This window comes from Pyxidicoccus fallax (genome assembly GCF_012933655.1).
Taxonomy (GTDB): Bacteria; Myxococcota; Myxococcia; order Myxococcales; family Myxococcaceae; genus Myxococcus; species Myxococcus fallax.
Map to the genome: position 1 here is coordinate 15,052 of NZ_JABBJJ010000118.1, position 18,476 is coordinate 33,527.

Annotated in this window: 13 protein-coding genes; 4 read left to right on the forward strand and 9 right to left on the reverse strand. The window is 68.7% G+C overall.

Going from position 1 to position 18,476, the window contains the following annotated elements; all coding sequences use genetic code 11:
• Positions 1 to 108: 108 nt before the first annotated feature.
• Complete coding sequence (locus HG543_RS24590; RefSeq protein WP_169347286.1) at positions 109 to 2,814, forward strand: Ig-like domain-containing protein; 2,706 nt, start codon at positions 109 to 111, stop codon at positions 2,812 to 2,814.
• Positions 2,815 to 2,897: 83 nt separating this feature from the next.
• Here HG543_RS24590 and HG543_RS24595 read toward each other — a convergent pair whose 3' ends face one another.
• The 3 genes from HG543_RS24595 to HG543_RS24605 form a co-directional block, all read right to left on the reverse strand.
• The gene (locus HG543_RS24595) at positions 2,898 to 4,229 is read right to left on the reverse strand and encodes a hypothetical protein (RefSeq protein ID WP_169347287.1); all 1,332 of its coding nucleotides are present in this window, start codon (positions 4,227 to 4,229) and stop codon (positions 2,898 to 2,900) included.
• Positions 4,230 to 4,592: 363 nt separating this feature from the next.
• The gene (locus HG543_RS57040; RefSeq protein ID WP_169347288.1) at positions 4,593 to 4,820 is read right to left on the reverse strand and encodes a type II toxin-antitoxin system HicA family toxin; all 228 of its coding nucleotides are present in this window, start codon (positions 4,818 to 4,820) and stop codon (positions 4,593 to 4,595) included.
• A gap of 146 nt (positions 4,821 to 4,966) precedes the next feature.
• Positions 4,967 to 5,476 carry an RNA polymerase sigma factor gene (locus HG543_RS24605; protein WP_169347289.1) on the reverse strand — a complete coding sequence of 170 codons (510 nt, stop codon included), beginning with the start codon at positions 5,474 to 5,476 and terminating at the stop codon, positions 4,967 to 4,969.
• 431 nt (positions 5,477 to 5,907) lie between these two features.
• Between HG543_RS24605 and HG543_RS24610 the strand changes: the two genes are divergently transcribed.
• A complete protein-coding gene (locus HG543_RS24610; protein ID WP_169347290.1) occupies positions 5,908 to 9,915 on the forward strand; it encodes a MopE-related protein in 4,008 nt (1,335 codons plus the stop codon).
• Between the two features lie 118 nt (positions 9,916 to 10,033).
• Here HG543_RS24610 and HG543_RS24615 read toward each other — a convergent pair whose 3' ends face one another.
• The 4 genes from HG543_RS24615 to HG543_RS24630 all read right to left on the reverse strand — a co-directional run bounded on the left by HG543_RS24615 (position 10,034) and on the right by HG543_RS24630 (position 14,750).
• Entirely contained in the window at positions 10,034 to 10,840 is an 807-nt protein-coding gene (locus tag HG543_RS24615; protein ID WP_169347291.1) for a hypothetical protein, read from the reverse strand.
• 109 nt (positions 10,841 to 10,949) lie between these two features.
• Positions 10,950 to 12,014, reverse strand: coding sequence for a cysteine hydrolase family protein (locus tag HG543_RS24620; protein WP_169347292.1), 1,065 nt, complete (start codon positions 12,012 to 12,014; stop codon positions 10,950 to 10,952).
• Between the two features lie 56 nt (positions 12,015 to 12,070).
• Positions 12,071 to 13,942 carry a hypothetical protein gene (locus HG543_RS24625; protein WP_169347293.1) on the reverse strand — a complete coding sequence of 624 codons (1,872 nt, stop codon included), beginning with the start codon at positions 13,940 to 13,942 and terminating at the stop codon, positions 12,071 to 12,073.
• 4 nt (positions 13,943 to 13,946) lie between these two features.
• A complete protein-coding gene (locus HG543_RS24630; RefSeq protein WP_169347294.1) occupies positions 13,947 to 14,750 on the reverse strand; it encodes a protein phosphatase 2C domain-containing protein in 804 nt (267 codons plus the stop codon).
• A 270-nt stretch (positions 14,751 to 15,020) separates the two neighbouring features.
• Here HG543_RS24630 and HG543_RS24635 point away from each other — a divergent pair, with 270 nt between their 5' ends.
• Positions 15,021 to 15,926 (forward strand): hypothetical protein, encoded by a 906-nt coding sequence (locus HG543_RS24635; RefSeq protein WP_169347295.1) that lies wholly within the window; start codon positions 15,021 to 15,023, stop codon positions 15,924 to 15,926.
• Between the two features lie 17 nt (positions 15,927 to 15,943).
• Complete coding sequence (locus tag HG543_RS24640; RefSeq protein ID WP_169347296.1) at positions 15,944 to 16,858, forward strand: hypothetical protein; 915 nt, start codon at positions 15,944 to 15,946, stop codon at positions 16,856 to 16,858.
• On the opposite strand, the gene HG543_RS24645 is transcribed toward HG543_RS24640, so the two are convergent.
• Together HG543_RS24645 and HG543_RS24650 are read right to left on the reverse strand one after the other, a co-directional pair.
• Positions 16,842 to 17,531: an NrtR DNA-binding winged helix domain-containing protein gene (locus HG543_RS24645; RefSeq protein WP_169347297.1), complete on the reverse strand. Its 690-nt coding sequence runs from the start codon at positions 17,529 to 17,531 to the stop codon at positions 16,842 to 16,844. The two genes, HG543_RS24640 and HG543_RS24645, sit on opposite strands and share 17 nt — an antisense overlap.
• Before the next feature lie 89 nt (positions 17,532 to 17,620).
• Positions 17,621 to 18,476, reverse strand: an 856-nt coding sequence (locus HG543_RS24650) for a diacylglycerol/lipid kinase family protein (protein ID WP_169347298.1), incomplete at its 5' end; no start/stop codon positions are given.

Genomic DNA, 18,476 nt, shown 5'->3' on the forward strand with positions numbered 1-18,476 from the left:
GCCACCGCATCATCCCCATGGCCGGACCTCCCCTGGCTCCCCGAGGCAACTCTCATGTTCGCAAGGCGATTGTGGGCAATCACGCTCGCGGGAACCCTCGTAGGCTGTGTGGTGGAGCCTCACCCGGATGACGACTGGGACGTCGAGCCGCCTCCCTCGCAGGACTGGCCCGATGACGACCCGGCCCCGAACCCGAACTCCGGAGCACCGGACTTCCGCATCGAGTCGCTGACCGGTCCCTCGGACCTGGGGGCGGGCTCGCAGCAGGTGCAGCTGCGGCTGTGCAACATCGGCACGGCCTCCGGGACGACGGAGGTGTCCTTCTACCTGTCGGAGGACCGCACCCTCGACTGGAGCGACGTCCTGCTGGCCACGACCCCGCGCGTGACGCTGCGGGCGGGCGAGTGCCGCGAGAACACCACCTGGGTGACCGCGCCGGCCGTCTCCGAGGGCAGCTACCTGCTGGGCGCCCGGGTGGACCCGAACGAGCGCGTCTCCGAGGAAAACGAGGACAACAACCTCCGCACGGGCACCTTCGTGCTGATTGACCGCACCGGCCCCCAGACGCCGTCGGCCACCTGGCTGACCGGGACGGCGCGCGGCCTGTCCATCGAGGCGGAGCCGGGCACCACGGTGCGCGTGTACAACGGCCCGGGCTGCACCGGCCCCGAGGTGGCGAACACGGTGGTGGACTCGGGCTCGTACTGCGAGGTGCCCATCAGCGTGCCGACGAGCACTTCGGGCGGCACGTACTCGGTGCGCGCGTACGACACCGCGGGCAACGGCTCGAGCTGCGGCCCGACGATGGAGTACCCGTACGGTGGCGGCACGGGAGACACGCTGCCGGCGCCGGTGCTGCTGGCCACGCGGCCGGGCTCGCCGGGGCGCAGCCTGACGCCCATCTTCGACGGGCGCGCCACCCCGCGCGTGAAGGTGGAGATCTTCAAGAACGCGACCTGCGAGGGAACGGCGGCCGAGGTGCTCACGGCCGACGCCCAGGGGAACTTCTCCTATCAGGGGAGCGTGGCGAAGGACGCGAAGCTGACGGTGTCCGCGCGCGCGACGAAGGAGACGACGGACGGCTACTACCCGACCACGACCACGTCGCCCTGCTCCAACCCGCTGCCCTACCAGAACGACAGCACGCCGCCGCCCGCGCCCTCCATCACGGACGTGAAGTGGCAGTACACGAACACGGGGCGCCAGGTCGTCGTGACGGGCACGGCCGAGCCGGGCGCCACGGTGGGCATCTTCATCGACGTGGCGTGCCAGGGGACGCCGGCGCGCACGGTGCAGGCGGACGCGCAGGGCCGCTTCACGGCCACCATGCCCTTCAGCGCGGGCAACAGCCACCGCGTCTTCGTGGCGGCGCGGGACGCGCTGGGCAACGAGTCCACGTGCACGGAAGGGCCCGCGTACGAGATTCGCTGCCCCGCGGGCACGGCGGACTGTGACGGCAATCCCGGCAACGGCTGCGAGGCGGACCTGACGTCGGACGAGTACAACTGCGGCGCCTGCGGCACCACGTGTCAGGACCGGCCCTACTCCGAGGGCGTGTGCCAGATGGCCACGTGCGGCAACAGCTGCGAGCCGGGCTGGTACGACTGCGATGGGAACGCGGCCAACGGCTGCGAGTCCCGGTACGCGTGCCAGTCCACGACATGCAACATCGACGAGCCGAGCGAGCTGATGGTGACGGCGCTGTCGGTGGTGGAGGACCCGGTGCGCACGGCGCCCGGTGGGGTGTGGCACTTCGGCACGCTGATGCGCGAGCTGGCGGGCGGGCAGGACCCGTCGCCGATGGTGCGGGCGTGGCTGAAGACGTGGCTGACGAAGCAGATCGTGAACGGGCAGCCGCTGCTGCCGCGCGAGGAGATGCAGACGCAGGTGCTGGGCCCCTGGGAGGCGCGCAGCGGCGGGGCGAACCGGCCGCTGGACTTCAGCAAGGCGCCGTTCCGGCTGCTGGCCATCGTCAACCGCATCGACCTGCGCGAGCCGGGAGCGCACGCGGGTGAGGGGCGCTTCGTCTTCGGCGTGCTGGATTCGAATGGGGCGCCGCTCGAGTTCACCATCATCCTGGAGTACGCGCTGCCGGGCGGCTCGAACGCGGACATCCAGAAGTGGGCCGATGACTGGCACGAGCTGGGCCGGCTGAAGGTGGGGCACCGGGACTACAACGCGAAGCTGCAGGCGCTGACGGACCGGTTCGCGAAGGCGGGAGTGATGACAGGCCGGCACGTGGGCAGCGCGCTGAACCAGATTCGCACCAACGAGTTCGCGCTCGCCGAGCCGTGGGAGATGCGCGAGTTCGTGCTCACCCCGCAGGGGCTGCAGCCGGACACGACGAAGCTGACGCCGGCGATGCACTTCATGAACACGGAGGCGCTGGGCAGCTACATCCGCCAGAACGAGGCGGACGTCATCGCGGAGCGGCACGTGGTGCCGGCGAGCCGGGATGGGATTCCGTTCCTGGCGGCCTCGTCGATGGTTCCGTTCGACATCTTCTGGCGGGCGCCGGGGGTGTCGAACGAGGCGCGGCACAAGTTCTCCATGAACACGTGCAGCGGATGCCACGCGGGTGAGACGCAGACGGAGTTCGTCCACGTGGCGCCGCGCTCGGCGGGCCGGACGGCGGCGCTGTCGCCGTACCTGAAGGGGACGACGGTGACGGACCCGGTGTCGAAGGGGACGCGCGTGTTCGACGACCTCGGCCGCCGCGCCGAGGACCTGAAGGCGCTCGTCTGCCCGTCCACCACGCAGCTCAAGTCGGGCGAGCTGGCCCCGTCCAACCTGCCCCGGGCCCGCGTGCACTGAGCGCGGCGTGACGTAGGGATTGATGCCCGGGGAGCCGAAGTGGGCTCTTCCGGGCATCGTCGTCTCCGAAGAGACCTCCGCCGTCAGGCCCCTGGAGTCGCGTGCGCTCGCGCCTGACGAATGCGGTCGAGCTTTTCCCAGGTCTCCCGGATGGAATCCTGGATACCCCTGGCGTGGCTCGGCAGCTCCAGCAACCTGGGGTCGTTCACGATGGGAGCGGATTGAAGTGATTGATTCACCGCGCCGATTCGCTCCCACCAGACCCACACGTCACTGGATTCGTCCGCGCAGAATTCCTTCATGAGACAGACGGCTCCCAGCGTGTAGCTGAGCAACATCACGGCAGTCCATCCAACTCGCTCCTCCTCGTTCACCTCCCGCAGGGCCACCCGGCAGCTCTCCGCGAGTTCCATGAGCTTCCGCCAGACACCGGGCTCGTCCTTCTTCGAGCTGAGTTCGAAGTAGATCGCCGTGGAAAGCTCAAGCCGCGCCTTGTTGAGCACCTCTGGCGGCTCATGGAGGAGCCGCGCGAGCGCCGGAGGCAAGGCATCCTCGGGAACGAGCGCCCTGACCAATCCCGACAGGTGCATCTGCTCCCCGTCGATATCCAGGAACTGGAGTCCCTCTTGGGCACGGATGTTCCTGAGCTCACAACGCCGGCGCTCGAAGATCAGCGCATCGGCCAGATGTCCTTTCCAGTCCCCGGGCATGGCACGGATGGCGCCCTTCCAGAAGTCATCCTGCTCCCGAGCCAACATCGCGTCCCGCGCCCGCTGACCCATTTCCAGCGCCGAACCGAGACTCAGCGGCTCGCCAAGGGCCATGACACGCCGCTGACCGTCGAGTCCGTCGACCTGCTCGTGGAACGACACCAGGGCCACCTGGGTCAGCCGCAGCAAGGCTCCCACGAGTTCGTCCGACGTCTCCTTGCCCACCCTGTCACGCAGGGCCTTGAACACCAGGGTCAGCAGCCGGGCCGCCCGTAGGAACGCGCTCAACCGGGTCCAGTCGCCACCCGTCTTCTCGGCGATGACCTCCGCGATGTCATCGACCAGCGCGACCCTGACAACGGCATCCGTGGCGAGCCACTGGTCCACCGCCTCCTTGGAGACATCGAGTTCCTTGGCGAGTGCCGCGCGGGTGACCTTGAAGTGCTGGAGGACCTCGCGCAGCAGCACCGGCAACAACACCTTCTCCGTGTCGACCTTCTCCTGCTCCATGGGTTCGAGCTTCACGCCCCAGGATGCGAGGAGCGCCCCGAAGCGCACCGCCAGCTCGACAACCACCAGCCGGAGCGCGACCGAGTTGATGAACTCCGTTGGCTCCGTGGGAATCGCCTCCTCGAGCTGGGAGCACAGCCCGTCCCACCATGAGGCGTGGGCATGGACGATGAGGCTTATCGCCTCCGCGGCCATCTCCTCCGAACAGGGCAATCCCTCCGGAGTGCGCACCTCCCCGACACCTCGCACCAGGGTCCTCCCCAGCTCCCGCAGGATGGCAGCGCGCGTGTCGGCGGAGATGTGCTCCCCGTGGATGAACTTCTGCCAGGTGCGGCTCTTGGGACCGCTGCTCGGCTTCCAGTCGAGGAGGCTCGCCAACCCTCCGATGATTTCCCCGCTGGTTGGGAGAGGGCCTTTCCATTGTCTTTTCCGGGACTTACGTGCCATCTGAGTCCTCCGCCCGGGTGTCTGGCCGCTCCGGGCATTCCGTCCCTCAATGTGCGCCAATGCGAGCTGGCGGGAAGCGAAGCAGATTCGGCAAGTGCCAGGTCCGGGGGTTCAGTCTGCCTGGAGGTCGATGCTGAGCTGCTCCCTCCTCAAGATACGCTGGACGTGGGTCAGGACCGTACGACTGACCTCGTCCCCGGGTCGGGCGATGACCAGAGACATCGCCGCGCCTCCGGGCGTGGTCCACTTCTGATGAGAGCCTCGCCGCCTGCGAGAGGCCCGGCACCCGAGGCGCTCCAGGGCCTGGACGAGTTCACGAATCCTGGGTCGGTGAGACATGAGCAAGCCTCCACGCGGCCGTCACTCCGGCCTCGTGTTGCTTTGCCCACTCCCTTTCCCGAACTCGACGTATGGGTTTCGGCAAGCCCGGCGTCCCGCTTGCCGATTCCGCTTCGCTGACATGCCGGAGTCATTCGAAAGACGGCTCAACGCACCCGGGCCGTGAGCTGACCGAGCATGCGCACCACCGTCTTCCGCGACACGCCCAGGGCCCGCGCCACCTCGCCCTGGGTGTGGCCGTCCACGAAGTGCAAGCGGGCGGCGGCGAGCACGCGCGGGGGTTCCGACCGCGCCATCCAGCGCAGGTCCCGGGCTGCCTCAATACTCTCGATGCTTCCGTTGCCTCCGCCCGTTCCTGCTTCGGTGACTCCTGGCAGGAAGCGTTCGAGCCAGCCCCGTCTGCGCTCCCGCGCACGGCACCGGTCCAGTGCCTTGTGGGTGACCATCTGGTACAGCAGCGTGAAGACAGAGGCCTCGCCGCGGTGCATCCCCGGGCTGGCGACCATGGCGAGGAACACCTCCTGCAGGACGTCCTCCGCCTCCTCCGAGCTGCCCAGCAGCACTCGCGCTCGCTGGCGGAGCGCGCGAGCGTGGTCCCGATAGAGCGCGGCGATGTCGGCGCCCGGGACGGCAGGCTCCTGCCGCGCCTGGAGCAACGGACATGCCTCCGCCCGCGGAGCAGTCCGCGCCGGTCGTGATGACATGGTTGGATTCCGAGTCGCCGGGGCCGTGGCGCCTGATGAGTCGTCAGCCTGCGGTCGACCGAAACTCCAGCGACCTTTCCAGACACGAGACGCGAGTCTTTTCGCTACCTGCAGCGCAAGACTATTGCAGACCGGTAACAGAAATCAAATCAGTGGCGCCTGTCCCAGAGAATTCTTCCCGGACGACAAAGCCTGCGCCTCTCGCTTCCCCCTCGGGCCTTGGACCGGGCACGTCCCTTCATGGGTTGCTCTCAACCCACCAGGGTCTCTCCCGCCACCCACGGACCGAGAGGGAAGTTCCCCCGGATGCTTGTCATTCCTGGTGCCCGGAGAGGCAGGGCACCTGAATGGCAATCAGGAGCAGTCACTTGAGTAGACACGACATGGCAGGACCACGGCACCGCCTGACGGGCTGTGTGATTGTCCTCCTCCTCACGGTCATGGGCTGTGGTGAGCCAGAGCCCGTATCCGATAAGGGCATTGAAACCGCGACGGCAAGGCAAGAGCTCACCTCGCTGAGGGTCTCGCAGACGGTGGCCTCCGGTGCCTACCACTCCCTGTTCCTGAAGAAGGACGGTGAGGTCTGGGCCTGGGGCCAGAACGTGGCCGGACAGCTCGGGACCGGGAGCACCAGCAGCACGCCCCAGCCCCAGCCTGGCAAGGTGAACGGGCTTCCCGCCATCAAGGCCATCGCGGCGGGTATCGCCCACTCGGTAGCGCTGGATGTGAGCGGCAACGTGTGGGTGTGGGGACAGAACGCCAGCGGGCAGGCGGGCCTTGGCACCGCGGGTGGCACCGTGCTGGTGCCGACGAAGGTGGCGGCGCTGTCCGGCATCAAGAGCATCGCGGCCAACGGGAACTTCTCGCTCGCGCTGGGAGAGGATGGCCGACTGTGGGCGTGGGGACAGAACACGTCAGGACAGGTCGGCACGGGCGCTACGAGCGTCTCGGTGGCCACGCCCACGGTGGTTCAAGGCCTGCCCACCCTTCAGTCCATGGTGGCGGGTGTGAACCACGTGCTGGCGCTGGATGGGGATGGAAAGGTGTGGGGCTGGGGTCAGAACACGTCCGGGCAGGTGGGCACTGGCAGCACCAGCACCACGGTGCTGACGCCCACGCAGGTAACGACCCTGCCGCGTGCCAAGGCACTGGCGGCGGGCGTGGGTCACTCGCTCGTCGTCGACGAGCAGTTCGGCAACGTGTGGGCTTGGGGTCAGAACACCTTTGGGCAGGTGGGCACGGGCAGCACCAGCTCCACGCCCGTGCTGGCTCCCACGCCGGTCAGCGGCGTGTTCGCGGTGACGGCCATCGCCGCGGGGCACAACAGCTCCCTCGTCATCATCGGGAATGGAATCGTGGTGGCCTGGGGCCACAACGCCTTCGGTCAGCTTGGCAATGGCACCACGGTGAACAGCGCCTCCCCTGTGAATGTAACGGGGCTCTCGAACGCCAAGGCCATTGCGGCGGGCGCGCAGCACGCGCTGGCGCTGCGTCCCGGCTGCCCCGTGTGGGCCTGGGGCAACAACGGACAGGGACAGCTCGGCACCGGCACCACCAGCACGGCGGCGACAACGGCCCCCGTGTCCACCCTGCTCATCAACACGTTCTATTTCGACGGAGATATGGACGGGTTCGGCGACGAGTACATCGCTGAGCAAGCGTGCGACCCATCTCCGGGCTTCGTGGAGGAACTGGACTGCGACGACTACACGCCGACCACCTATCCGGGTGCACCCGAGATGTGCAACGGCGTGGATGAGAGCTGTGACGGAGTCGTGGACGATGGCAACCCGAGCGGGGGCGAGAACTGCGCGACGGGCAAGCTGGGCGTCTGCGCGGCGGGAACCACGGCCTGCACCGACGGCAGCGTGGTCTGCCAGCAGAACCAGGCCGCGTCCGACGAGCAGTGTGACAGCCTGGATAACGACTGTGACGGAGAGTCCGACGAAGACAACCCGGGTGGACTGGAGGACTGCGCGACGGGGCAGCAGGGCGTGTGCGGCGAGGGCGTGACGTACTGCACTCACGGCGCCATCGAGTGCGTGCAGAAGGAGCCGGCCTCCACGGAGGTCTGCGACAGCAGGGACAACGACTGCAACGGGCAGCCGGATGACGGGCTGACGTTCCAGACGTGGTACCGCGACCAGGACGGCGACAACTACGGCCTGAGCTCGCAGTCCGTGCAGGCGTGCACCCAGCCCTCCGGCCACGCGCCGAACGCGGGTGACTGCGATGACGCCAACAGAGGGCTCAACCCAGGCGCCACGGAGCAGTGCGACGGCGTGGACAACGACTGCGACACGCTGGTCGACGAGGGATTGCCCACGCAGAACTGGTACCGCGATGCGGACGGCGATGGGTACGGAGACACCAGCCAGACCGTCCAGAACTGCCGGCAGCCATCAGGCTACGTGGCGAATGCCGGAGACTGCCACGACGGCAACGCGGCCATCCGGCCCGGCGAAACCGAGGTCTGCGACTCCGTGGACAACGACTGTGACGCCCAGGTAGACGAAGGACTGATGAGCACGTGGTACCGCGATGCGGACGCAGACGGGTACGGCCATGCGGCACAGTCGAACCAGGCCTGCGCGCAGCCCGCCGGCTACGTGTCGAACGCCACGGACTGCGACGACGCCAACGCGGCCATCAAGCCCGGTGCGACGGAGGTCTGCGACTCCGTGGACAACAACTGCAGCGGAGCGGTGGACGAGGGACTCGCCGTCCTGACGTGGTACCGCGACGCGGATGGCGACACTTACGGAATCTCGACCAACACCCTGCAGAAGTGCGGCCAGCCCGCAGGCTACGTGTCGAATGCCAGCGACTGTAACGATGGCAGCGCGGGCATCAAGCCCGGCGCAACGGAGGTCTGCGACGGGGCCGACAACAACTGCAACGGCTCCACGGACGAAGGCGTGGGGACCACGTACTACCGCGATGCGGACAGCGATGGTTACGGCAACGTGGGCCTGCCGACACAGGCGTGCTCTCAGCCCTCCGGCTACGTGTCGAACTCCTCGGACTGCAACGATGCCAACGCGAACATCCGGCCGGGCGGGACCGAGGTTTGCGACAACGCCGACAACAACTGCAATGGCTCGACGGACGAGGGCGTTGGCTCCACGTACTACCGTGACGCCGATGGCGATGGTTATGGCAGCGCGAGCCAACCAGCCGTCGCCTGCTCGCAGCCCGGTGGCTACGTGTCGAACGCCAGCGACTGCAACGACTCCAGCTCGGGCATCAGACCCGGAGCCTCGGAGGTCTGTGACGGCGCGGACAACAACTGCAATGGCTCGACGGATGAAGGCGTGAAGTCCACCTTCTACCGTGACGCGGACGGTGACGGTTATGGCAACAGCAGCCAGTCCACGCAGGCGTGCTCGCGACCGAGCGGGTACGTGTCAAACACCAGCGACTGTAACGACTCCAACTCCGGCGTCCGTCCGGGAGCGACCGAGGTCTGCGACTCCATCGACAACAACTGCAATGGCTCGACGGACGAAGACGTGAAGTCCACCTTCTACCGCGACGCGGACGGGGATGGTTACGGCAACGCGAACTCAACGACTGCCGCCTGCGGCCAGCCTGGCGGTTACGTAACGAACGCAAGCGACTGTAACGACACCAGCGCAAGCATCCGCCCCGGCGCCTCGGAGGTCTGCGACTCCATCGACAACAATTGCAATGGTTCGACAGACGAAGGCGTTGTCCCGACGTGGTACCGAGACGCCGATGCAGACGGATATGGCACCTCAAGCCAGACAACACAGGCGTGCTCACAACCTGGAGGCTATGTGTCGAATGCTAGCGACTGCAACGACGCCTACGCGAGCATCCGCCCAGGGGCAACCGAGGTCTGCAATGGTGGAGACGACAATTGCAATGGCGAAACGGACGAGGGAGTTCGCACAACCTATTATGCCGATGGCGATGGCGATGGCTATGGAGACTCGATCATCTATCGCCAGCTTTGTGCACGCCCTCCTGGCTATAGCCTGATTGGCGGAGACTGTCGCGACTGGGACGCAACAATGTATCCTGGCAATGCAGAAGTCTGTGATACCAAGGATAATGATTGCGACGGTGTTGTGGACGACGGCCTTACGGTCCCTACCTGGTACCGCGACGCGGACGGCGACGGGTACGGCCGCAACACCGAAACGACCGGGGCCTGTTCGCGCCCATCCGGATACTCCGCCACTTCCGGTGACTGCGATGACTCGGATGGAGCAGTTTCGCCTGGTGCGTCGGAGGAGTGTGGCGACGGCATCGACAACGACTGCAGAATCCAGACCAGTGATGTCTGCGACATCTGCGACATGTATCCCCTGACGGGCCTGGGTCCGGACACGCCGAGGCCGTGGTGCCCCAAGGAGCCGTATTGATGCGGCACCGAACACGGGAAGAAGTCGGCCGGGAGCATGACCGGCCTGCGTGCTCACGGGGATAAATGAGAGCCGGGTGGCCTTTGCTCGTGTGAAGGCCACCCGCGCTCATTCCCCATCACCGCCCAAATCCCCCCAGCGCCGTCCGACTGAAGCTCGCGGCCCCCTGGCTCACGCGCACGGCGCTCTGGCTGAACACCTGGAACGCGGCGCGAATCTCCTGGGCGTTCTGCCCGGGCGTCAGAATCCACTTGTCCTCGATACCCATCTCCTGGAACACGCGGCGGAAGTTCGTGCGCCCGTCGTCGATGCCCATCGCCGCGACGATGTGGCTCTCCGCCCGCTGCAGGTCCTTCACCAGCGCCGCCACGTCCTTCGCCTTCGCCTTCTGCGAGTGCACGTCCGCGCCGTCCGTAATCAGCAGCGTCACCGTGCGCACCGGCACGCCGTTGTCGCTGAACTCCTGCGCCTTCGCCAGCACCGTGCCCAGCAGCACCACCGTCTGGTCATACAGCGGCGTGCCCATGTCCGCCTGGTAGTTCCCCGAGTGCATCCGCACCACGTCCTCCAGCGGCCGGAACGGGTTCAGCACATTCCCGTTCAGATACCGCGTGTGGAAGAGCACCCCGTCCTTCTGCTTGCTCGCCAGCAGCGCTTCGAGCACCAGGTTGTGCCCTTCGCACACCGTGTCCACGTGCCCCGCTTGCGCGATGCTCCCCGAGTCATCCGGCATCACCGTCACCAGCACCACCTCGCTGGCCTGCACGTCCTCCACGCACACCCCGAGCCCCGCCTGGATTTGCGCCCCCAGGTCCACCACCGTCAGCGTCTGCAACGCCGCCGTGCTCAGCACGCCCTGCGTGTGCGCGTCCTCGAAGAGCTTGCTGATCTTGGTGCCGTGGCCACCGCTCGACTTGCTGCTCATGTCCCTCACTCCTTCGCCCTCTTCCCGAGGGCATGACTCCGCCGTTCCCGCTCCCCAAGCGGGAGCAGGTCACTCGCATTCGTTGGACAGACTTCCGGCCCCGCTCAGCTCACGCGATGCGCAGGTCCGGCCAGCTCGCCAGCGGGTCCGTGGACTTCACCAGGTGCATGCCCGCGTCCGCGAAGCGCTTCAGCGCCGCCTCCGCCTGCGGCGTGAAGTCCGCCGCGAAGCCGCCCTTCCCGTTCGGCACCGTCACCGCCGACATGCAGTCCGTCAGCAGGTACACCTTGCGAGCCAGCGCCGCGTCCTGCGCGACAATCTCCCCCAGCAAGTCGTCGATGGAGCTCTTCACGCAGTGGCTCGCCGCCTGGCCCGCAATCACCACCGCGTCCGCCGTCAGCAGCGTCTTGAGGAACTGCGTGTTCCGCTGCGCCAGCGGCTGCCCGTCATGCCGCGACAGCACCTCCGGCCGCATCACCGAGTAGTTCTCCGTCAGCGGATTGCCGCCCTTCACCTCCGCCCAGGACTGCATGCCGCGCACGTACGAGTGGAACAGCCGCGCCTCCTGCACCACGCCCGCCAGCGCGTGCCCGTCGCTGCCCAGCAGGCAGTGCGGCGGCCACAGGTACAGCGTGTACTTCCCCGCCCGCTCCAATTCCTCGCAGTAGTACTTCACCTGCTTCAACAGCCACGGGTAGTTGCCCCCGCACAGCCACTTCGCCACCGCGGGGTTCGGCCTCGCCTGCCCGCGCTCGATCTGCTCGCGCGTCACCTCGCGGTACGCCGTCAGCGGCTTGTCGTCCTGGTCCACCCAGAAGGACGGGAAGAAAATCTGGTACGCGAAGTGGGTGTCGAGCGTCGCCGTCACGTTCGTCAGCGCGCCGAGGTTCTTGTAGATGAACTCGGCGATGCGGCGGCTGTCGTCCACCGCCCCGCGCCCGGTGCGGCCCGCCACGTAGAGCGAGCCCTCCGGGAAGCAGAAGTCCTTCTGCACGTCGATGAGCAGCAGGTGCAGGTTGAACTTGTCCGTCGCCGCCACGGAGATGTCATTCGCTGCCCGCCAGGTGGCGGCGGTCTCCTGGAGCTTCCCGGCGTTGGGCCCGTAGCCGTACAGCTCGGCGTGGTTCGGCCGGTAGAACCCCGGCAGCGGCAGCTCCTTGGTTTGCGTCTTCATCGTCCTGCCCCCTGTGTGGCGCGAGGGCCGCGAGCCCGCGCGCATTGAAGAAACCCTCAGTTCATCCGCAGCGCGGCGATGTCCTGCCGCCCCACCACCACCAGCCCCTGCTTCGCCAGGAAGAGCTGGCTGCCCGAGTCCATGAAGGGCTCGGCATCCGGGAACTCGCGCACGGCTTCCAGCCGCCCCTGCCGCAGCTCCACCCGGATGAGCCCCGCGTCCGAGGCGCAGAAGAGCGCGTCCCCCACCGCGCACCGCCCCCGCGCGCCGTTGCCCAGCCACGAGCCGTCACCCGCGTCGGCCCTGGCGCTCGCGCGCACCGCCCCGTCCGAGCCCACCACCACGCAGTGGTGCACCATGCGGCCTCCCGCCTCCTCCGTGAGGAAGAGCCACGCATTGGCCCCGTCGAAGACACACTCCGCGTCCACGAGCTGTCCCGACGGCCACGGCAGCGTCAGTCCGTCCTTCAATCCCAAGCGGTTCGCGTCGAAGACGAAAGCCCCGCGCAGCCCTCCCGCGCGGTGGAAGCCCAGCCCGAAGCGCGGCCCCACGAAGAGCCGTGTCTGTCCTTCCAGCACGTCACCGACGCGCTCCGGCCCGTACGCCCCGTCCCGCCACAGTCCACCGCCCACCGCCCAGAAGCGGTGCCGCGCGTTGGCGGCGAAGGCGGGCCGTCCCTCCGGCGAATCCACGCCCACACGCTGCGCCGCACTCCCCGGCGCCAGCACCGCCATCTGCCCGCCCCGCCCCACCAGCGTCACGTCGCCCTGCAGCGCCCAGCGGAGCGACGGGTCCAGCGGGCCGCGGTACACGACGCTCCCGTCCTCTCGCCGGTAGGCACCGTCCGCGTGGTACAGCCAGCGCACCACACCGTCCTCGGCGGAGGCGTGCACCAGCACTCCGCGCGTGGTGAACAGGCGCGTCGCCGTCACCTGCCCTCGCGCCGAGGTGATGGGCGTGGTGGCCGCCGCGGCGTTCGGCTGGCACGTGGGGCACGCCGTGCGCGCATGCTCCAGGCCGCACGACGCGCACGGGGTGAAGCGCAACCCTTCCAGCAGCGGGAGTGGAAACGCGCCGCGCAGGTCCTCCACGAAGACGCGGTGCAGGTGGTGCAGCACGGCGTCCGGCAGCGTGGCCAGCGGCAGCGCGGGCTTGGGGTACTGCACGTCCGAATGGAAGACGGTGATGCGCTGGAGCACACGGCCCGCGGCCGTCGTCCGCGCCGCCGGAGTCTTCGGCCGATGGATGCCGCCATGCGGGCCCACGCACAGCAGGCTCTGCATCACCGAGACAGTGAAGGCATACCAATCGCTCTCCACGGATGGCGGCCTCGCGGGCACCAGGCTCCCACCAGCGCCGAGCCGCAGCGGGTCGAGGAACCGCTCGGTGAACACCGGGCAGAGGAACGCGCCGAACTGGAAGCTGTCCGCGTCGATGAGGTACGCGTCCGACGCGCCAGCCACCAGCACGTTGAGGTCGTTGAAGTCCCCCACCACCACGCCCGCCGCGTGCAGGGCGTCGAGCGTCCGGTGCAGCCCGCGCAGCACCTCCACCACGCGCTCGGATGTGGCGCCCGCGCGGCGGAACGAGGGTTCACCGAAGCGGCGCAGCGGCTCCACGGCGTCCAGCTTGCGCATGGCATAGCCCAGCACCGTGCGCTGCTTCTTGTCCGTGGCGAGCGCCTGCGGCACCACCACTCGGCCGGGCAGTCCGGTGGGAAAGGCGCGCAGCTTCTGCTGGTGCTGGTCCAGCCGGGCCCGCGCGGCGGCCTGCTCCGCCGGCTGCCCCGTGTAGTCCGGGTGCTCGGGCGGCTTGAACAGCTTCAGCGCGCGACCGTCCCCCAGGTCGAACACGTCCGCCTCGCCGCCCTTGCCCAGGGCGCTCGCCGGATCCACCTTCACCCGCCTGCCCTCGAGCCAGACCTCCATGGCGTCAGGCCCTCCCCATGCGGCGGCGCAGCACCACCACCGTGGTGTCGTCCGGCAGCAGCCCCGGCGTGCGCACCATGCGGCGGGCCTCGAAGTCCGCGCGCACCGACTCGCGGTTGAGCAGCGTCAGGTGCCGGCGCAGCGCGTCCGGGTTCGCGAAGTAGCGGTCCTCCGTCCACAGCCGTGACAGCGGGCCCACCGGCTCGTCCTTGTCTGGGATTCGCGTCGTGGCGAGCCGCGACAGGTCCACCGCTCCATCCGTCCCGAGCATCAGCGCGTGCACGTCCTCCGTGGGCACCAGCGCCCGTGCCGCCAGGGGGACTTCGTCACCACGAATCAGCGCGTACGCGAGGTACGGCGGCGCGTTGCCCGGAAACGGCCCGAGCGGGTGCACCTCGCCGTTGAGTGCCCACACACCGTCTCCCGCGGAGAAGACGAGCGTCTTCTCGGGCGTCACCACCGCGCCCACCACCGTGAAGAGGAAGTCGCCCAGCGCGTCCCGCCCCAGGTCCGCCCGGAGCTCACCCAGCAGGCACAGCACGTCCTCGCGCAGGCCCGGGAGGAAGGTGGATTCCTCCACGCGCTCGCCCTCCGCGAGCCGCTGCAGCGCAGCCTGCACCAGCCTCCGGACTCCGAGCTGCGCGCCCAGCTCACTGCACGGCTGGCTGCCGCATCCGTCCGCGACGACGGCCACCAGCCCGTGCTCGCTGGCGCGCACGCACAGCGCATCCTGGTTGTTGCGTCCCGCCCGAGCGTGCTCCCGGCCCAGCACCGAGGCGGCGGCGATGTCGAAGGGAAACGCGGACATGACTCTCCGGTGGCCCTCTTCGGGCACGAACGGCGGGATGACGCACCGAGGACGGCTCGCCTCCCCGTGGCCTCCCCACGGGCGGCGGTCGCCTCACGCCCCTGGAGCGGACACCGGGCACGCCTCTCCTCTCGTGGCGCGGGCGGTGCCTTGCTCCAGGTTCGTGTTTCTACGACACCAACATAGTGTCCATGCGACACCATGTCAAACCAATCGGGTCCTCCGGCACCGGAGGGCAGGGCGGCTGTAGACTGGTGGTCAGGTCACTCCATGGAGTCCGCCATCCGTCCCCTTCGCATCGCCGACAACCGCCTGTTGATGCCTGGGGTCATCGGCGTGCGAGAACCGTTCAGCATCTCCTTCGGCCAGCTGGTGCATGTGCTCGTCGGGCCCGACGCGGGGTTCCCCGAGTACCGGCCGCTGGATGACTGGAAGCATGAGGTCGCACTGGCGGAGGTGCGCTCACTTCCGCCCGAGCTGCGGAAGGAGGCTGGCATCCGGCTGCCCGAGGAAGAACTGGCCGAGATGGACGCCTACGACCGGGAGATGGCGGAATTCCAGCAGTCGTCCTCGTTCGATGATTCAGAGCGCGCGGGGCTGCGCCTCGAGCAGCAAGCCAGGCTGACCCGACTGGACGAGCAGGCACGCCGAGTGCTCGATGCGCGCGGACACGCCTACTGGCTGGTTGGGTTTACACGGCACACAGACATGCTCTGGGTGCACCGCATCGGAGGTGCCAGTCCCTTCCAGGCGTGTACCGGAAGGTGGTGCCGCATCCGCGAGGTCGAGCCCCATGGCGCGCCCGCGGCCTGGATGGACTCCGCCCAGTACGGCACGCTGTGGAGCGTGCGCTGGGCGGACCGGGCGCTCCGGGCCTTGAGCGGGGGTGAAGTCACCGAGTCGACGCTGCTGTTCGCGTGCCGGAGCGAAAACGCCTGCCGGTTCCTGGACGACGACGTCGCGCGGGCGGGAGCCGAAGCGGCGGCGCGGATGAGCGCGGGGGCGGACGAGGTGATGCTTCCCCTTCACGGACCGGCGCGGCGGGTGCGGCTTCCCGCCTTCATCATGCCCACCTGGGCGCTGCATCCCCTCGAGGAGCTCCCCGGAAACTCCGAGCCGCGGGAGGTCGAGGTACCCGCCGAGGATGCCTGGGTGCTCGTGAAGGACCTGCGCTGAAGCCAGGAGGTCACCGCATGAAGCCCGCCCTCCGTCCCTTTCGCCTCGTGACCCACCGTCTGGCGGTACCCGGGGTCATCGGCGTGCGCAACCCGCACAGCCTGTCCTTCGGCCGCGGGGTGCACGTGCTGGTCGGGCCCGACGCCGGCTTCCCCGAGCACCAGCCGCTGGATGAGTGGAAGAGCGATGTGTCCCTGGTCGACGCACGCGCGCTTCCCGCCGAGCTGCGCGAGGAGGCCGGCCTCCGCCTGCCCGAGGAAGCACGCGCCGAGCGCGAAGCCCTGGACCGAGCGTACGCGGAGGCGCTCGGAGTCGGGAAGCTCCACACGTACGGCGATGGCGAGCTCGAGGAGCTGGCACTCGATGAGCGGGCCCGGCTGACGCTCATCAGTGAACGGGCGTGCCGCGTGCTCGAAGCCCACGGCCACCCCTACTGGGTGGCCGGCTATTCACGCGTCACGAGCCTGCTCTGGGTCCATCGCATCGGCGGAGCCGCGCCCTTCCGGGCCTGGACCGGGAGCTGGGACAAGGTGCTCGATGGCTCGCCTCCCGAAGTCCCTCCTGACTGGATGGGACGCGAGCTGTACTTCGAGATCGAGCGCGCACGCTGGGCGGACCGGGCGCTCCGTGCGCTGAGTGGTGGCGAGGTCACCGAGCCCGCGCTCCTGCGCGAGGCGCGGCGCGAGAGCTTCCCCAGGTTCGAGGAGGATGACGTCCTCCAGCAAGCGCTGGAGGTGGCGGCGAGGATGACCGCGGGCGCGGACGAGGTGCTGATTCCCCTCCACGGCCCGGCGCGGCGGGTCCGACTGCCCGCGTTCACGATGCGCGTCTACGAGACGGACCCCTTCGACCGGAATCCGTTGGAGCCCCGGCCCATGCGCGACGTCGAGGTCCCCGCCGAGGACGCGTGGGTGCTCACAGCTCGAAGTTGAAGCCCGCCTTCTCCAGCTGCTTGTACTTCCGGTGGTCGAACCGGTAGAGGCGCGCGGCGCGGTGCGAGACGTCCTGCTCCACCTCGTCCAGTTCCTCCAGCAGGTCCATGGCCAGGATCTTCTTGCGGAAGTTCCGCTTGTCGAGCGGCCGCTCCAGGACGATTTCGTACAGCCGCTGGAGCTGCGTGAGGGTGAACTTGGGAGGCAGCAGCTCGAAGCCGATGGGCTGATAGCGGACCTTGCCCTTCAGCCGCTGTAGCGCGGTGCCCAGAATCTCCGCGTGGTCGAACGCCAGCTTCGGCGTGTCCCAGACGGAGAACCACGCCGCCTCGCGCGCGTCCGTGGCCGCGTGTGGCCGGTGGTCGGTCAGCTTCACCAGCGCGAAGTACGCCACCGTGACGACGCGGCCACGCGGGTCCCTCCCCGGCGCGCCGAAGGTGTAGAGCTGCTCCAGGTGCGCGGGGCGGATGCCCGACTCCTCCTCCAGCTCGCGGCGCGCGGCCTCGTCGAGCGACTCGTCCATCCGCACGAAGCCGCCCGGCAGCGCCCAGCGGCCCGCGAAGGGCTCCACGCCACGCTTGATGAGCAGCACCTTCAGGTCGTCCTCGTCCAGGCCGAAGACGACACAGTCCACCGTCAGCGCGGGCCTCGGGTACTCGTAGGTGTGGCTCACGGCTCCATCCGTTCGCGGGGGGCTGGACACACGGCATAGTGTCCAGCGCACACCCGGGTCAAGATGGGAGACGGAAAGCGCGGCGAAGGCTACACCGACACCATGCGCGACAGGCGGCGCCAGTCGACGAGGTTGACGCTCTCCTCGGCCAGGTCGAACTCCAGGGACTTGCGCATGCCGATGACGTCGCCGCCCATCTGGAAGGGCACCTCGCGGTCGAAGTCCATGCGCAGGCGCTGGACGAACCAGTCATGCATGTGGGGGATGGGGTGCTCGCCGCGCCAGAGGCGGAACATGTTGCGCGTGGCCTCCAGCACGGAGGCACCGTAGACGCGCACGGACAGCCGGTGCGGCACCGCCTGGGCGAAGGGGAAGGCCTTGAAGCCGAAGCCCCACTCCGGCGTGGTGGCGGCGCCCGCCACGCCCGCGGGCCCGCGGTACAGGAGCGCGCCCTTCTCCCCGTGCGCCACCGGCTGCACCGCGCCCCGCGAGTCCACGGTGAGCGCGGTGTCGCCCAGGTTGTAGACGGACACCTGGGGGTTGCCCTCGCCGAAGACGTGGCGGGGAACCGTCCGGGTGAACATGGCGCCGAGGTAGCCACGCAGGCCCGCCTGGGTGCCGCGCAGCGGCCCGGCGATGGCGAGCTGGTTCTTGAAGTCTTGGATCATCTCCGCGTCCCAGCCGGTGCCGGCGAAGGGGGCCACCTTGCCCTCCACGCGCACCAGGGCGAAAGGACGCAGGGGAGGCAGGCGCTCGCCGTACGCCGCGAGCTGCTTCAGCGCCACCGCGGGCCGGGGCGCGCCGGTGACGCGGGCCCAGGCATTGCCGGTGCCCAGCGGCAGCACGCCAATGGCCGGCAGGGCCACGCCCGCCGTGCGCAGCTCGTTGAGCAGCCCGGTGATGGTGCCGTCCCCTCCGCCGGCGATCAGCAGGGAGGGCGGGTTG